This window comes from Halalkalibacter wakoensis JCM 9140 (assembly GCF_000513095.1).
Lineage (GTDB): Bacteria > Bacillota > Bacilli > Bacillales > Bacillaceae_D > Halalkalibacter > Halalkalibacter wakoensis.
Genome location: NZ_BAUT01000006.1, coordinates 53,908 through 72,029 on the forward strand (window position 1 = coordinate 53,908; position 18,122 = coordinate 72,029).

The 18,122-nt window shown below is 39.0% G+C and carries 19 protein-coding genes and 1 pseudogene; 1 reads left to right on the forward strand and 19 read right to left on the reverse strand.

Going from position 1 to position 18,122, the window contains the following annotated elements; all coding sequences use genetic code 11:
* Positions 1-23 precede the first annotated feature (23 nt).
* From dinG to JCM9140_RS04500, 12 genes are all read right to left on the reverse strand, one after another.
* Positions 24-2,840: an ATP-dependent DNA helicase DinG gene (gene dinG / locus JCM9140_RS04445; RefSeq protein WP_034742890.1), complete on the reverse strand. Its 2,817-nt coding sequence runs from the start codon at positions 2,838-2,840 to the stop codon at positions 24-26.
* Between the two features lie 28 nt (positions 2,841-2,868).
* Positions 2,869-3,849, reverse strand: a complete 981-nt coding sequence (locus JCM9140_RS04450) for a tetratricopeptide repeat protein (protein ID WP_034742891.1) — start codon at positions 3,847-3,849, stop codon at positions 2,869-2,871.
* A gap of 63 nt (positions 3,850-3,912) precedes the next feature.
* Positions 3,913-4,296: an aspartate 1-decarboxylase gene (gene panD / locus JCM9140_RS04455; RefSeq protein WP_034742892.1), complete on the reverse strand. Its 384-nt coding sequence runs from the start codon at positions 4,294-4,296 to the stop codon at positions 3,913-3,915.
* Entirely contained in the window at positions 4,297-5,151 is an 855-nt protein-coding gene (panC, locus tag JCM9140_RS04460) for a pantoate--beta-alanine ligase (RefSeq protein WP_034742893.1), read from the reverse strand.
* On the reverse strand, positions 5,148-5,987 hold the full coding sequence (gene panB, locus JCM9140_RS04465; protein WP_034742894.1) for a 3-methyl-2-oxobutanoate hydroxymethyltransferase: 840 nt from the start codon (positions 5,985-5,987) through the stop codon (positions 5,148-5,150). Before panB ends, panC begins: the two co-directional genes overlap by 4 nt.
* Positions 5,988-6,237: 250 nt before the next feature.
* Positions 6,238-7,221 carry a biotin--[acetyl-CoA-carboxylase] ligase gene (locus JCM9140_RS04470; RefSeq protein ID WP_034742897.1) on the reverse strand — a complete coding sequence of 328 codons (984 nt, stop codon included), beginning with the start codon at positions 7,219-7,221 and terminating at the stop codon, positions 6,238-6,240.
* Positions 7,218-8,357 carry a CCA tRNA nucleotidyltransferase gene (locus JCM9140_RS04475; RefSeq protein ID WP_034742900.1) on the reverse strand — a complete coding sequence of 380 codons (1,140 nt, stop codon included), beginning with the start codon at positions 8,355-8,357 and terminating at the stop codon, positions 7,218-7,220. Before JCM9140_RS04475 ends, JCM9140_RS04470 begins: the two co-directional genes overlap by 4 nt.
* 15 nt (positions 8,358-8,372) lie before the next feature.
* A complete protein-coding gene (bshA, locus tag JCM9140_RS04480) occupies positions 8,373-9,509 on the reverse strand; it encodes an N-acetyl-alpha-D-glucosaminyl L-malate synthase BshA (protein ID WP_034742903.1) in 1,137 nt (378 codons plus the stop codon).
* 1 nt (position 9,510) lies between these two features.
* Positions 9,511-10,224, reverse strand: a complete 714-nt coding sequence (gene bshB1 / locus JCM9140_RS04485) for a bacillithiol biosynthesis deacetylase BshB1 (RefSeq protein WP_034742929.1) — start codon at positions 10,222-10,224, stop codon at positions 9,511-9,513.
* Positions 10,217-10,627: a methylglyoxal synthase gene (locus JCM9140_RS04490; protein WP_034742932.1), complete on the reverse strand. Its 411-nt coding sequence runs from the start codon at positions 10,625-10,627 to the stop codon at positions 10,217-10,219. The genes bshB1 and JCM9140_RS04490 overlap by 8 nt, the downstream gene beginning before the upstream one ends.
* A 29-nt stretch (positions 10,628-10,656) precedes the next feature.
* Entirely contained in the window at positions 10,657-11,457 is an 801-nt protein-coding gene (dapB, locus tag JCM9140_RS04495) for a 4-hydroxy-tetrahydrodipicolinate reductase (protein ID WP_034742935.1), read from the reverse strand.
* Complete coding sequence (locus JCM9140_RS04500; RefSeq protein WP_034743049.1) at positions 11,450-11,821, reverse strand: nucleotide pyrophosphohydrolase; 372 nt, start codon at positions 11,819-11,821, stop codon at positions 11,450-11,452. Before JCM9140_RS04500 ends, dapB begins: the two co-directional genes overlap by 8 nt.
* A 162-nt stretch (positions 11,822-11,983) precedes the next feature.
* Between JCM9140_RS04500 and JCM9140_RS04505 the strand changes: the two genes are divergently transcribed.
* Positions 11,984-12,856 carry a YitT family protein gene (locus tag JCM9140_RS04505; RefSeq protein WP_034742937.1) on the forward strand — a complete coding sequence of 291 codons (873 nt, stop codon included), beginning with the start codon at positions 11,984-11,986 and terminating at the stop codon, positions 12,854-12,856.
* A 28-nt stretch (positions 12,857-12,884) separates the two neighbouring features.
* Here JCM9140_RS04505 and JCM9140_RS04510 read toward each other — a convergent pair whose 3' ends face one another.
* The 7 genes and pseudogenes from JCM9140_RS04510 to JCM9140_RS04540 form a co-directional block, all read right to left on the reverse strand.
* Positions 12,885-13,562 (reverse strand): zinc metallopeptidase, encoded by a 678-nt coding sequence (locus JCM9140_RS04510; protein WP_034743051.1) that lies wholly within the window; start codon positions 13,560-13,562, stop codon positions 12,885-12,887.
* A 127-nt stretch (positions 13,563-13,689) separates the two neighbouring features.
* Positions 13,690-14,478 carry a sporulation protein YpjB gene (gene ypjB, locus JCM9140_RS04515; RefSeq protein ID WP_034742940.1) on the reverse strand — a complete coding sequence of 263 codons (789 nt, stop codon included), beginning with the start codon at positions 14,476-14,478 and terminating at the stop codon, positions 13,690-13,692.
* Between the two features lie 74 nt (positions 14,479-14,552).
* Positions 14,553-15,153, reverse strand: a pseudogene (gene lhaT / locus JCM9140_RS04520) (lipoprotein heptaprenylglyceryl N-acetyltransferase LhaT).
* Between the two features lie 76 nt (positions 15,154-15,229).
* Positions 15,230-16,012: a menaquinol-cytochrome c reductase cytochrome b/c subunit gene (locus tag JCM9140_RS04525; protein WP_034742942.1), complete on the reverse strand. Its 783-nt coding sequence runs from the start codon at positions 16,010-16,012 to the stop codon at positions 15,230-15,232.
* A gap of 52 nt (positions 16,013-16,064) precedes the next feature.
* Positions 16,065-16,736: a menaquinol-cytochrome c reductase cytochrome b subunit gene (gene qcrB, locus JCM9140_RS04530; RefSeq protein ID WP_034628475.1), complete on the reverse strand. Its 672-nt coding sequence runs from the start codon at positions 16,734-16,736 to the stop codon at positions 16,065-16,067.
* A gap of 15 nt (positions 16,737-16,751) precedes the next feature.
* Positions 16,752-17,246 carry a Rieske (2Fe-2S) protein gene (locus tag JCM9140_RS04535; RefSeq protein ID WP_034742945.1) on the reverse strand — a complete coding sequence of 165 codons (495 nt, stop codon included), beginning with the start codon at positions 17,244-17,246 and terminating at the stop codon, positions 16,752-16,754.
* Positions 17,247-17,534: 288 nt separating this feature from the next.
* Positions 17,535-17,996 (reverse strand): YpiF family protein, encoded by a 462-nt coding sequence (locus JCM9140_RS04540; protein ID WP_034742948.1) that lies wholly within the window; start codon positions 17,994-17,996, stop codon positions 17,535-17,537.
* Between the last annotated feature and the right edge of the window lie 126 nt (positions 17,997-18,122).

Sequence of the window (18,122 nt, forward strand, 5' to 3'; positions counted from 1 at the left end):
CCTCCAAATCATTGAATCGAAACTTACATAAAGTCTTTATAGTTCTCTAACAATTCTTCCAATTTCCCTTCATAAACAGGTACATTCGGCAAAGACCGAATAAATTGTTTTCCGTAGCGAGTTGTTGAAATACGTCGATCAAAAACAAATACACAACCGCGATCATGAGTTGTTCGAATTAATCGGCCAAACCCCTGTTTGAAACGGATGATCGCTTGAGGGAGAGAAATGTCCATAAATGGGTTTCCTCCTTCTGTCTTCGCTTTTTCATATTGAGCTTGTAACAATGGCTGATCGGGAGGTGAAAAAGGCAGACGGACAATGACAAGTGTCTTCAGCTCATCACCAGGTAAATCAATGCCTTCCCAAAAGCTACTCGTTCCAAAAAGCACAGCTTGGTCTGTTTGTTTAAACATCTTCATTAACTTAGCTCTACTTCCACTTGTTACTCCCTGACCTATCATTTGAAACGTTCCAAGTTCATTCAACTTTTTCAAATGATGATACACTTGTTTAAGCATTTCATAGGATGTAAAAAGGACTAACATTTTTCCGCTTGACATCTCCATCATTCTCCAAATTTTGATGGCTACTTCCACTGCAAATTCCTCATCACTCACTTCTTTTATAGCAGGAAGATCCGTTGGTAAAAGCATCCGTACTTGATCAACATAGGAAAAAGGTGACGGAATAAAGCTCGTTTCTACACCAAAATCAATCAGTCCTAAACGCTTTATTTGGTAATCAAACGATCCATTAACAGCAAGGGTGGCCGATGTCATGACAACACTTTTTTTCTTAGCAAAAAAGTGATCAGCAAGAAGATCTGAGACATCAATTGGTTTACTGTAAAGAAAAGTTGCATTTTTTGCTCCTCTTGGCTCTACCTCGATCCAATACACCATATTAGGATCATGTTCAAGAAGCAACTCATATAATGTTTGTTCTTCTTCCATTAAACGTTCTATAAATCCAGTTGCATCTGCAATGAAGCTTCTGGCTTTAAATGTCATATCGTCCTTTTTATCAGAAAAAGGAGCTAACCAAGATTGTAAAATTTTCATACAATCTTTTGTTTGCATATGCACCCTCATGGCACATTCTAGAATAGCTTGCCACATAGAGCCCTTTTCCTTAAACGTTTCATATCGGTAACGCAAGCGGCCAACATCTGTCGAACTAGATTGATTTTTAGATAAAACATATCCATGTAGCATCCTAAACAATTCATCTATTTCATCTTTTACGTTCTGCACCATTTCTGCCATAACAGCAAGATTCATATTTGCATGAACTTGATACTCTTGGATAAGTTGGTCCAGTTGTTCAATAATGCTATCTTCTTGATTGACTCCTAATCGTTGAAACAAAAAAGCAAATGACAGGAAGTCGACTTTTGCGCCTAAGTGGTCACTTGCCGTTTCCTCAAGATGATGAGCTTCATCTAAAATGACATATGAATACGAAGGTAGCAACCTTTCATCATGGACGAGATCTGTACACAAAAGCGCATGATTTGTTACAACAATATTAGAATTCTGCGCTTTCTTTCTCGCTCTGTGATAAAAGCATCGCGAAAACCAAGGACTGTACCGACCAAGATCAGATGTAGCATCACTTTGAACTTCATACCAGTATCCCTTTCCACCAGATGGAAGGTTCAGTTCTTCAATATCCCCATTTTCCGTCTCTGTTAACCAAATTAATAACATCGCTTTTGTTAATAGAACATCGTAACTGTCTTCAGCGATGGTTTGTAACGATTGTTCAAATTTCCGTAAACATAAATAATGACTTCTCCCTTTTAAAAGCGTGATGGTAACTTGAAACGGGAGCAAATGATTTAAAAGTGGCAAATCTCGAGATAATAACTGCTCTTGTAAAGGGATGGTTTTCGTACTAATGATCACCGGTTCTTGAGTCGTGTGTGAAAAAAAGGCTGCCGGAAGTAAATAAGCCAAAGACTTTCCGGTACCCGTTCCAGCCTCAATTATTTTATGAACATTTTTTCTAAATGCCTCATTTACTTGAAGCATCATGTCTTTTTGACCTTGTCTGAGTTCATACTGCAAGAAAGCTGATTGCATTTTCCCTTTATCTGCATATAGCATTTCTAAAAAGTCCTCAAATGATTCAAATTGATTGCTTTCATTAGCAACCTCCACCTCTTCTACCTTTTTTAAGGCAAGTTGCCGATAACAATCATAAGAATCATCCGTTTCACCTTGAAGGAGTTTGTCTTGGATAACCTTTTGCAACATCGGTTCAAGATCACTTTTAAAACTTCGAGATATTGGTGCTAGCTGTTGAAGCGTTAATATTGGGAGTTGCTTAATCTTATGTAATAATGATAAAAAAAGAGCCGCTGTTACTTCTGCATCGCTGTCAGCTTGATGGGGACGGTCATGACTAAAACCAAGTTGCTCAGCTAATTGACCTAATTTATAACTTTCTTGTTTAGGCAACAGCACTCTAGACAGCTCGACCGTGTCATACTTCGGTATATTAGGAAATCTTTTCCCGATTAGTTCCAGTTGGTTCGTTAAAAAAGCATAATCAAAATCGACATTGTGAGCAACGAAGCTACTATTTTCAAATAGCAACAGCAGTTCATGACTAATTTCTTGAAAAGAAGGGGCATTTTTGACCATATCATCAGAAATACCCGTCAGCTCCTCAATAAATGCTGGAATAGGCTGTCCAGGATTTACAAATGTAGCAAATGTCTCGACAATTTCGTTGTCCTCAATCACAACAGCGCCTATTTGAATGACTCGATCTCCTTTAGCGACTGAATGACCTGTCGTCTCGACATCCACTACAGTATATCGTTCTTTCATAGTTCACCTCATCTACGTAAAACACTTATCAACATTTAAGTAGATCAGACATTTCGGGCCAACTTTCTTGTAGCCAGTTAAGCGATTGCTCAACCTTTTCATTGCCAGGATCCAATTTTATTGCTGCTTCAAATGCATTGACTGCATTTATTTTATCTTCTAATAAGGCATAATTCCAAGCTAAACCATGCCAAACTCGAACCGATTGTACATGTTTTTCCTGTACGCGTTTATAACAATGAATAGCAGCTTGATGATATCCGTGCCATTCACATACATACGCAAGCGCAATTAAAGCTTCTTCTGAGTCCAACAAAGAAATACTTGTCGTCCACGCAGTCCAAGCCTCATCAAGCTCCCCTTCTTCATAGTGACAGCACCCTAGAAAAAAGAATGCCTCTCCATCATCAGGTACTTGTTCGACGTAATCCTGAAAATATGGTTTTGCTATATGAAATACTTTGTTAAAGAAATAACAGATCCCTAAATTATACACGACATCATTGGAAGACGTAAGTTCATTTGCTTTTTCAAATGAAGCGATTGCCTCATCTAAACGCTCTTCCTTTGTATGAACACACCCCATACCTACATGTGCAAAATGTGTGATGATCGGGTAGGCACTCACCTGTATGAGGTATAGAAATGATTCTTTTGCTAGGTCAAAATGATTAGCAAACAAATAAGAAAAGCCTAAGTACAACCTTCTTATTTCGTCATTAGAGCCTGTGACCTTTTCTTTTTTTAACGTTTTGGCAGCTTGTTCAAACATTTCTAAATCATAAAAGGTTGTTCCTTTTGAGAAATAGGAAAACGTTATACCTCTACCGTTTTTTGGTTGTTTCAGATCATGAATTTTTTCGTCTAACTCTGTCCATTTATCTAAAAGGGAACCAGCTGTTTCCTCTAAATAGGCTAATTGCTGTTCTTGCTCTTTTTCTGACATGAATGCCCATTTCTTCTCTATATTTTTATATATGGCATTCCAAGATGACATCCAGTTTTCCAAAAAAAACCCTCCTCTCGATGACTATACTTAAAGTGTTTATCGAAGAGGAGGGGAATATGCGAATTATAAGACGGTAGAAGCTGGCTCTTGATTTAACATTTCAACAATTTCATTATGCTCATTCATAATGGCCACTTTTGGCTTATGTTCCAGAACGTTTTCATTAGCAACTAGCGCATAAGAAATGACAATAATCACATCCCCCTCATGAACAAGTCTTGCTGCTGCACCATTTAAGCAAAAAACATTGCTACCACGTGGTCCTTTAATTACATAAGTCTCAAATCTCTGTCCATTGTTATTATTTACAATTTGAACTTTCTCATTTTCTAAAAGATCAACAGCATCCATAATATCTTCATCAATCGTAATGCTACCGACATAATTCAAATTAGATTCTGTCACTCTCGCTCGGTGAATTTTCGATTTCATCATCGTTCGAAACATTTACGCTTCCTCCTTTAGTTCTAAAATATAATTGTCAATTAGTCGTGCTTTTTTATAAGCATAAGCAACGGCAAGAATGACCTTTCCTTGAAGGTTCTCAACGGGTTCTAAACTTGGATAAGTGAGTACATCAACATAATCAAGTGTTCCAGATCCTTTTTCTAATGATTTTTTCAGTTCAGCAAGAATCGCAGAACGACTCGTTTCTCCTAATTGAATCCATTCCGCTCCTTTTCTAAGTGTTTCATATAAAAAAGGCGCTTCTTCTCTTTCATTTTCTTCTAAATAAACATTTCGAGAGCTTTTTGCTAAACCATCTTCTTCCCGAATTGTTGGGCAACCTGTAATCGATATCGGAACATTAAATGCCTGAACCATGTTCATAATGATCGCTAATTGCTGTGCATCTTTTTGTCCAAAAAAGGCTTCTGTCGGTTGGACAATTTGGAGTAGTTTCATCACAACTGTCGCAACGCCGTCAAAATGACCAGGTCGGCTTTTCCCACAGAGAACGTCTGCTCCATTTGTAACATGTATCGTCATCGGCATGTTAGTCGGATACATCTCATGAACAGATGGGTAAAAAACAAGATCGGCCCCAGCTTCTTTGGCGATTTTTTCATCTCTTTCAAAATCCCTTGGGTATCGATCAAGATCTTCATTCGGTCCAAACTGTAATGGATTTACAAAAATGCTAACCACAACAAAATGTTTTTTCTTTTTTGCTGCATGAATAAGGCTCACATGACCTTCATGCAAATACCCCATCGTTGGAACAAAACCGATCGTTGTACCTGATTTCCTTACATGGTTCAATTCATTCCTAATTTCCTTTATCCTTTCAACTACTTTCACTTACTCACGCCTCCGTATAAGCCACTTAGTGCGTCTTCTGTCATCGTAAATGAATGTTCAGCAGCTGGAAATTTCTTTTCTTTGACTTCGTGGACATAGGTTTTTAACGCCTTTTCAATGATAGGTGAAATGTTTGCATAACTTTTAGCAAATTTCGGAACATGGACCTCTCCATAGCCTAATATATCATGATAGACAAGGACTTGACCGTCCGTATCGACACCAGCTCCAATTCCAATGATCGGAATGTTGCATTTTTCACTCAGCATTTTTCCAACCTGTTCAGGAACGCACTCCACAACGATTGCAAATGCCCCTGCCTCTTCCAAAGCTTTCGCATCAGCTACTAGCTTTCTTGCAGACTCAGGGTCCTTTCCTTGAACACGGTAACCACCTAATACGCCGACAGCTTGAGGTGTTAAGCCTAAATGTCCTACTACAGGTACTCCTGCTTCTGTTAGCTTTGAAATCGTATTTATTACCGAGCCTGCTCCCTCTAACTTTACAGCGTTTGCTCCACCTTCTTGCATGAGGCGCTTAGCATAGGAAAACGTCTCCGTCAAATTAGCGTGATACGATAAAAATGGCATATCAGCGACTATAAACGTATTACGTGCTCCTCTTCGTGCAGCTTTCGTATGAAGAAGCATATCATCGACCGTCACTGGAATCGTCGAATCATAACCTAATACGACCATTCCAAGAGAATCACCAACAAGAATCATATCCGTCCCCGCTTGTTCTACAAGACGTGCTGCAGGCGCATCATAAGCTGTCATCATGGTAATTTTCTCACTATTTTGTTTCATTTTCTGAAAATTTGCTGTTGTTTTCATTTTGCATTTCCTCCTTTTTTATGAGGAGTGCTTCATGACGTCAAAAAAAACCTGCTCTATCCACTACACTTATTGTGTATGACAAGAGGGCAGGCTTTTAGCTGCATACGAAGGCTATTCGTTTGCACTATAACGTATGAACATGAACCCCTCTGTCCTAGTCCTTAATTGGATCAAGGCAGATCCGCTTTAATTGTTGTTGCGGTGCAGTTCCAATTGGATACCGCCCATTCCACAAAAGTATAACAGATTATGAATCAGCTTGGGAAGCAATTTCAATATCAGCAGAGTAGATCTCATGTACTTTACCTTTTTCATCTTCTAAAAGTAAAACTCCATCTTCTGTAATCCCTTTTGCGAAACCGTAAATGACTTCACGCATCGTTCTAGCATAGATAAAAGTTCCTACACTTACGGAATGAGCCTCCCAAAGAGGCCGAATTAAATCAAATCCTCTTTCTATGTACAAATCGTATAATTGTTCAAATTCATTCAATACCGCTGCGATGATCTTCGCACGATCAACATTTTTTCCTTTGACAAGAGCAACTGATGTAGCAAGCTCTCTTATTTCAGGAGTGAAATCGTCATGATGTTGATTAATATTCATCCCAATTCCAATAATGATCGAGTTTACACGATCTGGATCAGCTTGCATTTCTGTTAAGATACCAACAAGCTTTTTTCCATTAATAAGAATGTCATTCGGCCACTTGATATCACAGTCGATTCCCGTCGCTTTTTTCAAACCTCTGACGACAGATACAGCTGTTAATAAAGTCAATTGGGGCGTTTTTTGAGGAGGGAGTTCAGGCCTAAGTATCAAACTCATCGACACACTTGTCCCTTTCCTAGAGAACCACTGGCGGCCAAGTCTCCCTTTTCCTTTTGTTTGTTCATTGGCAATGACAACATGCCCTTCCTTGGCTCCCTCTTGTGCAAGTTTATGAGCTGTGTACTGCGTTGAGTCCGTTTCGTCAAAATAGGTTATTTCGTGACCAATTCTTTTGGTTGTTAGTCCGACTTTTACCTCGTGGGAATGGATCCCATCACCTTTTCGAATTAAACGATATCCTTTACGCGGAGCAGACTCTAGCTCGTACCCATTTTTTCTTAATTCATCAATATGCTTCCAAACAGCCGTTCTCGTGCAGCCTAATTGCTGGCTGATTTTTTCCCCTGAAACAAATTGATCTGAGTGTTCTGCAAATATTTTTAGCAGTTTCTCTTTCATGTTTGCCCCTCCTCCCCAAACAAAACTTGAATTAATTCTTTCTTATCGTTTTGACATGTTCCTAAAACAACTAGACGCTCAGCAGTGTCTAGTGCCTCTTTCATCCATGGCCCTGGTTCCTTTTGATCGTCTTGTAACAGGTCACGGCCTGTTACAGCAAGCTCAGACCTATGGTGAATCGGCAAAGAATCCCACATGGCCTTTAGTTGTAATGAACTCTGCGTTTCTAGACCTAAAAGTGAACGGAGCCTTTCCACATCATACGCAACTTCTAACGAAGAATAATAAAGGTCAAGTGGCGTCCATACTTGATCGTTTCTCTTTTTAATATACGTTAGGCGAACTCGGATGTTTTTAGAAAGTTCATTGGATAAAGCAAGCCTTTTTAAGTAACCTTCATCTACATGCTCAAGGCAAAAACAAAAAGCCGTTAATGTAATAAGGTTTGATTCGTTAGACAATGAACTTAAATGACTGAGTTGTTCCAAAGAATGTTCTGTTAAGTTCATCTGTGGAAGTGACCGGTATAGCTCCGTTTGTTGAAGTATACATAAAGCTTGATTTCTATACTCCCCTTTTAACAGTTTGACCCATTCTTTCATAATACGTTCAATGGCAACAGTATAAATGCGTTCTCTCTCTTCAACAATGGTCTCATACAGCTTTGGATCGACTGAAAAACCTAAATCACTTACAAAACGACAAACTCGTAACATTCTTAAAGGATCTTCTGTCATACGTTCATATGGAAGAGTTGATCTCAATTTCTTTGTAGCAAGATCATTTACACCGGACACGTGATCAATTACTTTTTCATTTTGATCAAGCAGCAATCCATTTATGGTCAGATCTCTCCTCTTTACATCAGCTTCAATAGAATGACCTCGAATTGTGGTTATTTCAAATTGCTCTTTTCCCTCTCTTACAAGGATGGTCTCGTGTATATTGTTTAATTGATACGTTTTTGGAAATAAGCTTGCCACTTCTCGAGGCGTCGCAGTCGACACAATATCAACATCTGAAATCTCTCTTTTTAATATCAAATCGCGGACTGCACCGCCCACAATATAGGCCTCGTATCCATGAAGTTGTAATGTATGTAAGATCTTTTTGGCTTTTTCCCATCCACTTACCACTATGCTTCCTCTTTTCTACAATGACTCACTAGTTAAGATTCGGTCGTATAACTCTTCATATTTTGAGACAATAATTTGCGAGTGAAATACCTTTTTCACTCGTTCAATACCCCGAAGCGAAAAGGCTTCATAACTGGCATCATCTTGTAAGAGAGAAATAGCTTTTTCTGCTACACAGTCGATGTCACCTATGTCACAAAGATACCCTGTTTCCCCATCAACAATGACTTCAGGAATTCCCCCTGTGTTCGTTCCTATTACTGGTACACCACAAGCCATTGCTTCTAGTGCAACTAGTCCAAAACTTTCCTTTTCACTTAAAAGTAGCATAAGGTCACTCATCGATAGTAATTCAGCAATATGTTTTTGGTTCCCTAAAAACAATACTTTGTCTTCAATATGTAATTTCTTTGTCAATTGTCTCGCAATTGCAAGCTCCGGCCCATTGCCAATTAAAAGTAATTTGGATTTGATCGTTTCTGCTATTTTGGCAAAACTGTTTATCACATCAGGTATCCGTTTCACTGGACGGAAATTAGAAATATGAATGATGACACGCTCGTCATCCTGCAAATGATAATGTCTTTTTAAATCAGCTACATCGAGTTTCATGTATACACGCTCATCAATGAAATTGTATACCGTTTCAATCGACTTTTCCGTTGAGACAAGCTCACGAGTTTGCTGAACTAACTTATCTGAAACAGCTGTCACAAGATCGGATTGTTCAATTCCAAATTTGATAATGTCCTTGAGTGACGGATCATACCCTAACACTGTTATATCTGTTCCATGCAAGGTTGTTATAATTTTCACATCATGATCGACCATTTGTTTTGCTAATATGGCACAAATAGCATGCGGAACAGCATAATGAACGTGAATAAGATCCAACTTTTGGCGTTTTACTACTTCTGCCATCTTACTAGCTAAAGTTAGGTCATAAGGAGGATATTGAAAAACAGAATATTGATTGACTTCCACTTCATGATAATAAATGTTTGGATAAACACGATCTAGCCGAAAAGGAACGCTTGATGTAATAAAATGAACTTCATGTCCTCGTTCTGCTAATAACTTTCCAAGTTCAGTAGCGATCACTCCTGATCCCCCAACAGTTGGATAACAACTAATCCCAATTTTCAAGCTCATGTTAACGTTCCTTTCCCTCAAGCATGTTCGGAATGAGTAATGGTTTTGTCGTTTTAAAACCTTCAGCAAATTTCACGCCAACCTCTTTACCGAACAATCGCTCCCTTGATTCTACAGTTGCAATGTACCCATTTGTTAAAGGGGTTTCTACTGAATCTACAGATGAAGTAAATTGACTTTCATAAGCCTCTAATGACTTCAACTTGGTATGATATTCATTAGATACATCTACAACGAAATCGGGTCGGTCATACCCGTTAATAAAGTACATATGATGTTGATTTGGACGAAATGCTGCTAACCTCTTTGCACAGTCATAACGCTTTATTCCCGCATTAAAAGCCGCTTCTACCACAACGTTTGTGCAAGCCGAGTGGTCTGGGTGGCGGTCCACCGTATATGGAGAGAAAATAATTTTCGGTCTATATGTTCGGATTACAGAGACTACTTCTGCAAGCTCTTCTTTCGTTACATATTGTAAGCCTCGATCTGAAAGTGAAAGTTGAACTCGCTTTGAAAGGCGTAAAATTTCTCCTGCCCGTTTTGCTTCTTCTTGCCTCGTTTCAACCGTACCGTTAGAAGAATATTCCGCCATCGTCAAATCACAAATTCCTACTTTATAGCCAAGACCCGCATACTTAGTTAAAGTTGCACCCATCCCGATTTCAACATCATCGGGATGGGCACCAAAAGCAAGAATATCTAAACTAGTCATTGTATTCGTCCTTATCAGCTTCACGCCATGCAAAATCACCGCGCTCTAACCCTTTTATTAACACTTCAGCTGTTCCAATATTCGTTGCAAGTGGCACTTTGCGCACATCACATAAACGAATAAGAGCCGTTACATCTGGTTCATGAGGCTGAGCCGTTAAAGGATCCCGGAAAAATAAAATTAAATCAAATTTATTTTCAGCCACTAAAGCTCCAATTTGTTGGTCTCCACCAAGTGGTCCTGATTTAAAGCGAGTAACCGTTAGCTCAGTTGCCTCCATAATCCGCGTTCCTGTCGTACCTGTTCCAAACAATTCATGTTTCGCTAAAATATGCTCATAGGCAGTAGCGAATTGGACCATTTCCTCTTTTTTCTTGTCATGGGCAATAAGTGCGATTCTCATTCGTATTTCTCCCCCTTAACGAATTGTTCTTACTCAATAATATGTTCTAATCCGTATACTAGCGTATCAATGCGTAGCACCGATTCAACAGCTAATTTAACACCAGGCATAAAGGACGTTCGATTGATCGAATCATGACGAATCGTTAATGTTTGGCCGTCACCTCCAAATATTACTTCTTGATGAGCTACACGTCCAGGTAATCTAACACTATGTATTCTCATTCCTTCAAAATCTGCCCCTCTTGCCCCTTGTAACTCTTCTTTCTCATTAGGATGGCCTTGCGTTTTTTGTTCTCTCACTTCTGAAATGAGCTGCGCCGTTTTAACAGCTGTTCCGGATGGTGCATCTAATTTCCGATCATGATGTTGCTCAATAATCTCAACATCTGGCATGTATTTGGCCGCAACTTGAGAGAATTTCATCATTAAGATGGCTCCAATCGCAAAATTCGGGGCGATGATAGCTCCAAGTCCTTTCTCTTCAGCAAGTCCTCTTAACTGCGTAATATCTTCGTCAGTAAAACCAGTTGTTCCGACAACCGGACGGACTCCGTTAGAAAAAGCAATTTCCATATGCTTTCTCCCAAAGGCCGGAGCTGTTAAATCAATTAGAACATCTACTTGATTTTCTTCAAAACAACGTTGCATATCTGTATAAATCGGAACTTCAACTTGATGAAACCCGTCAAGTTCACTCAGTTTCATGCCATCATGCTTTGAGTCAACCGTTGCCACTAGTTCAAAATCATCTGTATGAACGACCATATTTACTGCTTCTTTTCCCATATTCCCTCTAGGTCCTGCAATAACAATTCTTACTTTACTCATTTGGTACACCCTCTTCTTCTATTCTTGTCCATCGATCTTTATCTCGTGTTTCAAACTTTTCCATTACCAGATCAAAAGCTTCTTCTAAATCAATATGTAATGAGTTAGCAAAGCAGATAAGAACAAACAAAATATCGCCCATTTCTTGCTCCATTGTACGCTCTTGTTCTGTCGTTTTTTTTGGCTTTTCTCCGTAGTAATGGTTTACTTCGCGAGCAAGCTCTCCCACCTCTTCACTCATTCGAGCAAGCATTGCAAGCGGGCTAAAATAGCCTTCCTTAAATTGACTTATGTATTGATCTACTTCTTCTTGCATTCGTTTCATTGACTTATCATCCACTTGTGTCACCTCACACTCTCTCATGTTAGCGAAATGTGGTTCATTTGACAAATAAAAAAATAATTTGCCGTTAAATGGTAATTTTACTATAATAGACGATATTGTGTTGATCTTCAAACGCTCTCTCTATTTTATAAGAGAAAGAGCATCGGATTTATAATTGTATTTTATCATATGGAGGACTAAATGGCTTACAAGGTTCGTTTTAAAAATATACTTTTTATTCTATTAGGTTCGGCTATATTATCGTTTGGCCTTGTTTATTTTAATATGGAAAACAATCTAGCTGATGGCGGATTTACTGGTATTACATTAATTCTTTATTTTATGTTTTTCATCAATCCAGCCATCTCCAATTTAATTTTAAATATTCCTCTTTTTTTTATTGGTTGGAGAGTTCTAGGGAGAGTAACGTTCATTTATACAATTATTGGTACCGTTGCCGTTTCGTTTTTTTTAGAAGTTTTTCAAAGGTACCGATTTCTCTCCATTCCTTTGCATGATGATTTAACATTAGCAGCCTTATTTGCTGGTGTCTTTATCGGTGTTGGACTTGGAATAGTTTTTCGGTATGGAGGCACAACCGGAGGCGTCGATATTATTGCAAAGCTTGGGTTTAAATATCTTGGTTGGAGCATGGGGAAAACGATGTTTCTCTTTGACGCTATGGTTATTGCGACATCTCTTATTTATTTGAATTACCGCGAAGCAATGTACACTCTTTTAGCTGTTTTTGTCGCGGCAAAAGTGATTGATTTTATTCAACAAGGTGCTTATTCAGCAAAGGCTTCGCATATTATTTCTGATAAAGTTCCAGAAATAGCAGAAGCCATTATGAAAGAGATGGACCGCGGTGCCACAATTCTGAAAGGAAAAGGAAGCTTTACAGGAAGCGACAAGGAAATCTTATACTGCGTTGTCGGGCGTAACGAACTTATTCGTTTGAAAACATTAGTCGAACGAATTGACCCACATGCCTTTGTAACAGTAAACGATGTGCAAGATGTAATTGGAGAAGGCTTTACATTAGACGAAAACAAAAAACCGTTACAACATTAAAAAGCTTGGAGCATAAGCCCCAAGCTTTTTAATCATCACCGTTCATACCGATATACATTAGTATAAAACGAACAAGCTCTAACAGAGCAACAAGCGCACCAGCAACATATGTTAATGCTGCAGCATTTAAAACTTTACGAGTATCGCGCTCTTCATCATTGCGGATCACTCCCGTGGAAACAATTTGTTCCATCGCCCGGCTTGAAGCATTGAATTCTACTGGTAAAGTTACCAATTGGAACAGAACAGCTGCTGCCATTGCAAAAATACCTAGTAGAAGAAGACCTTGGAGACTCATTAAGATACCAGCTATAATGAGAAAGAACGACGCATTTGATCCGAAACTAGCAACGGGAACAAGAGCATGACGGAATCGAAGAAAAGCATAATCTTCTGCATCTTGCATCGCATGACCAACTTCATGGGCAGCAACTGCAGCGCCAGCAACAGATGTACCATAGTAGTTGTCCGTAGAAAGACGAACGACTTTCGAACGAGGATCGTAATGATCTGTTAATGTTCCACGAGTTTCTTCCACTCGAACATCGTACAATCCGTTATCATCCAAAATTTTTCTTGCTACTTGTGCACCAGTTAGGCCAGAAGATGCGTGAACTTGAGAATATTTTTTGTAAGCACCTTTCACTCTCATCTGTGCCCAAATCGGAATGATGAGGAGAAGGATAAAATAAACGATAAACGCCATTGACATTGAATGTATCACCTCTGTTGTAAGTTCTTACTAACATTTTAAATTAGAACATCAAACAAAGTCAAACAAAAACCCTATCAAAGCAGTGGTTTCACATAGTTCTCACAAAATTGTCACACGATTATTCCTTCACTCGTACCTTCTGCTTTTCCGCTTTGTATTTACGGTACCCCACATACGAAAGCGACATCGTGATCATTCCACCAATTGTAAACATAACCCACCACAACGAAGGATCAGCAGCATCTTCTTTTACTCGCTGATAAAGATTTCCCCATTCGCTCTCCATCAATTCAATATGCGAGATGACTTTATCTTGATCCACTGACTCTGATCTCATGCGTTCTAAAAACGTCACTTGCGAATCAATTTTTTGCAATTGCTGTGGCTCAAGATTTATAAAGAGCGCTGGCCTAATCATCTCATAATGACGCAAAAATTCATTAAATCGATGTTGATAAGCTTGATTCTCACCATCTGAATACGCTTCTTTCATAGATGCAAGTGCATTCATTACAGATTTTTCTGTTTGCAACCAGAGTGGATGATGTTCGCTAGAGAGGGCGTCAACAGCTAAACGAAACGCTGTTACTTTATAAACTCGTTGATCCACTGCCATATCTATAGCTGTAACAGCATCAACTGCACTTTCAAAGGACCCAGTGACAGTTCGTAATGAAGTCATCGTTACGCCTTCTTCCTGAAAATCAATATCTAAAAACGATACAGAAAAATAATCCAACATTTGCTTAGCTTCATCATAATTCTCTTGCTTCACTAACTGAAGGATTTGGTCGGATATGTGATTTAATTCTTTCCATGTATGCTGCGATGGTGTTTCATCCGCTTTCATACTAACCGGAAATATAAAAACGAGTACGGCAACCATTGCCATAATTACTTGACGCATGTTTGTCCCTCCTTCTTCTCATAACATCCTATGAAAGGATGGACAAGAGTAGACCAAGAAAGAGAGACAAACTGTTATTGAATTTCAAGAGTAAGACGATTTTTTCTTACACTCAACAAATAAACAACCGTAATGGAAAAGATACTGAGCCAAAATGTAAAATAACCGATCAGCTCGATTTCCGGCATCAATCGAGCTGATACCCATGGGTGCATCATAAATACATAGTCGATGATATCATTATGTAAAGTCCATACAGATGCTACAATTAAATGCCAAGGTTTTATTCGGTAATATGGGGCATATAAAACGGCTTGAATGGCCATACCAGCATGGGAGAAAATTAACATATAATTGTTAAAAGTTAACGTATCTCCCGCCCAACCCCCTGCCAAGTTCATAGCTACAGCCCAAATTCCATACTTAATCAGTGTAACAGCTGCTAACGCTTCAAATAATGGCCAATTACGCCCAAATAAAAAAGCAATTAAGACAAACACAAAAAACAAAACTAGCTGTTGGACTATCTGGTACAAATAACAGGAAATGAGACGGTGTTAATTCAAGTTGAGATTGATACCAAAGATAACCAGCTATTGTACCAGGCACGTTAATGAGCAAGAGAAGCACAATCACCCATCTTTGACCAAAGAGTGAGAGGATATGTTTTCCCATCGTATTTCCTACCTTCTAATAAGTGATACTTACACATTTGTACAAAAAAAGCTGACTGAATCAGTCAGCTTTTCTCTTATTCATCTTCAGGTTGACCGTGAGCTGCAATGTATTCAGCAAGAATTTCTAACTCTTCATCTGATCCATCAAATAATCCAGCAGGCATGGAACCAATACCGTTAATAATAACGTCCATAACTTCTTCTGGAGTTTTCTCTGTATCTAGAAGAGATGGTCCACCCGCTCCACCAGTCATTGTATCACCATGACAACCAATACATGAAGCTTGTGCTGAGTAAATCGCATAACCTTCCGCATCAGTATTAATATCAGCTTCTTCTACAATCGCTCCTTGTTGAGCAGCCGCTTCCCAGTCATGCTGGTCAACAGACTCCCAAGTTAGATAGAAAATAGAAATGAAACCTAACATCATCATACTAGATGCAATAGGGCGTCTAAATGGACGACGCTCTTTCCCAGTATCTAACCAAGGTGCTAGTAAAAGCGCACCAAAAGCAAGTCCTGGCATAACAATTGTCCCGATCACATTATAGTCACCAGAAGCATATTGATATTTTAGTAACTGATACAAGAATAAGAAGTACCAGTCAGGCAATGGAATATATCCAGCGTCAGTAGGATCAGCCATACGCTCAAGCGGTGCTGGATGAGCAACCGTGATGAGAAGGTAACCCATTAAGAATACTGCACCAACCATCCACTCTTTTAAGAGGAAGTTCGGCCAGAACGCTTCTGTTTTACCTGGATATTCCGAGTAGTCTTTAGGAATATTGGGTTTGCGATTGTTTGCCTTGACACGAGAGTCACCGACAAACTTCATCCCTTTACCACGTTCCATCTCGTTCCCTCCTTTTCAATTGTCTGCTTTCAAAGCATTTGAGTCTTAAATCTTACAACGGTCCAGAAATACCTTGTTTACGGATCATGTAGAAGTGAGCCGCAAGTAAACCAAGCAATGCTGCTGGTAAGAAGAATACGTGAATCGCAAAGAAACGAGCTAATGTTGCAGCACCAATGATTTCTCCACCGGCAAGCAATGTCTTTGTGAATCCACCAACAATCGGTACACTTTCAGCAATTTGAAGTACTACCGCTGTTGCGAAGTATGCCTTCATATCCCAAGGTAATAAGTAACCCGTTACTCCTAATGCAAGCATAACAAAGAAAATAAGGACACCAACTACCCAGTTTAATTCACGAGGCTTCTTATAAGAACCTGTAAAGAAGACACGCAATGTGTGTAAAAACATCATAACAATAACTAAACTTGCGCCCCAGTGATGCATACCACGTACAATTACACCGAAAGCGACTTCATTTTGCAAGTAAGCTACAGATTGATAAGCGTTGACAATATCCGGAACGTAGTACATCGTTAAAAACATTCCAGATAGAATCTGAATAACTGTAATAAAGAATGTTAACCCTCCAAAACAGTACACGAACGCAGAGAAGTGGTGAGCTGGATTAACATGCTCTGGTACTTCATGATCGGCAATATCGCGCCACATCGGCGTAATATCAAGACGCTCATCAACGTAGTCGTAAATTTTTTGAAGCATCGATTACGCCCCTCCTTATGTTCGCTGATTAATTTGACCTAAGTATACTTTTCCATCTTCCACGACAACTTCATACACATCAAGTGGACGCTGTGGAGGTGTACCCGGAACGTTAATACCATCTCTATCAAACCTTCCGAAATGACAAGGACAATAAAATTCGTTAGGATCTTGCGTTCCATATGCAACCGTACATCCTAAATGCGTACATGTCGGTGATAAAGCAGTTACTGTATTATCACGAATGTAAATGAACGCTTCACGAGTCACTTCAGATTCATACCATGCATCAACTTGGTCAAAAGAAAATCTGAACGTTTGCGGCTCGTCAGTTAATTCGTCGACATCACATACATAAACTAGGTCTGTTTCCGCACCAGCTCTTAGAGCAGGATCAAGTGCAAATCGAGCCATTGGCATTACTGCTCCTGCTGCCATAAAGCCACCAACACCCATCAGTGTGTATGTTAAAAATTGTCTCCGTGAAACTTTGTGGTCTTTTTCACTCACTCGTTTTCCCCCCTAACACAATAAGGTCGCCCAAAAAGGGCATAAATTTAGCACATATAATACTAGGACATACCCATGATAATACAACATGAATGAATAAGCAACATTTTCCGCATTCTGGCACAAATTCGGCATATTTTTAATAGGGACAGCTAGTAAATGTCATTGACTATCATATCAAAGTATGTTCACTTATCAAAATTTAAAAATGGGTCAGAAAGCTGTTTCACCTTTTTAACGTCTTAAAAGGACGACTAAACGGTAACGATACACAAGTTCTTCGTTTATTTATTTCCCTTGCCACTGATTTGTCAAGATCGGGATCATTTGTTTCATTTGATCATTGATGACATCTTTTTTATGCTGATTGTCCATATGTTCAAGCGGGATGGTTGGCAACCATAGCAACATACCTTCTAACTCATTTTCTTTTGCTTTCCACTCTCCATCGGATGTTAAGAAGATAATATGGTTCATACCGCCTTTTTTTAATTCATCTACCCAACTATCGATACGGGCTAATCGACTATTCATATCTTCTGTCTTTACATACGTAAAACCAGGAAACTGTACGACTCTTCCATGAAATTGTTTCTCAACTTCCATCGTTATGATGGAAATAAACTCACCCATAGCCACTGTTTGTTTAACATCCTTTTGCCAAGACAAAGGAATGAGAGGAATAATTGCTGTATCAACGTACTCTTTCGCTTGTAAATAAGTATCCATTTCAGTTGCTTGCCATTTCATATGTATTACACACCTTTCAAAATTCTTGTCCTTTTTTGAACAATAAAAAAAGCAACTCTTTTTTTATTCCCAAACGCTGACAGTATACCATAACTGTCCAAGGTCAAAAAGAGTCGCCTTTGTACA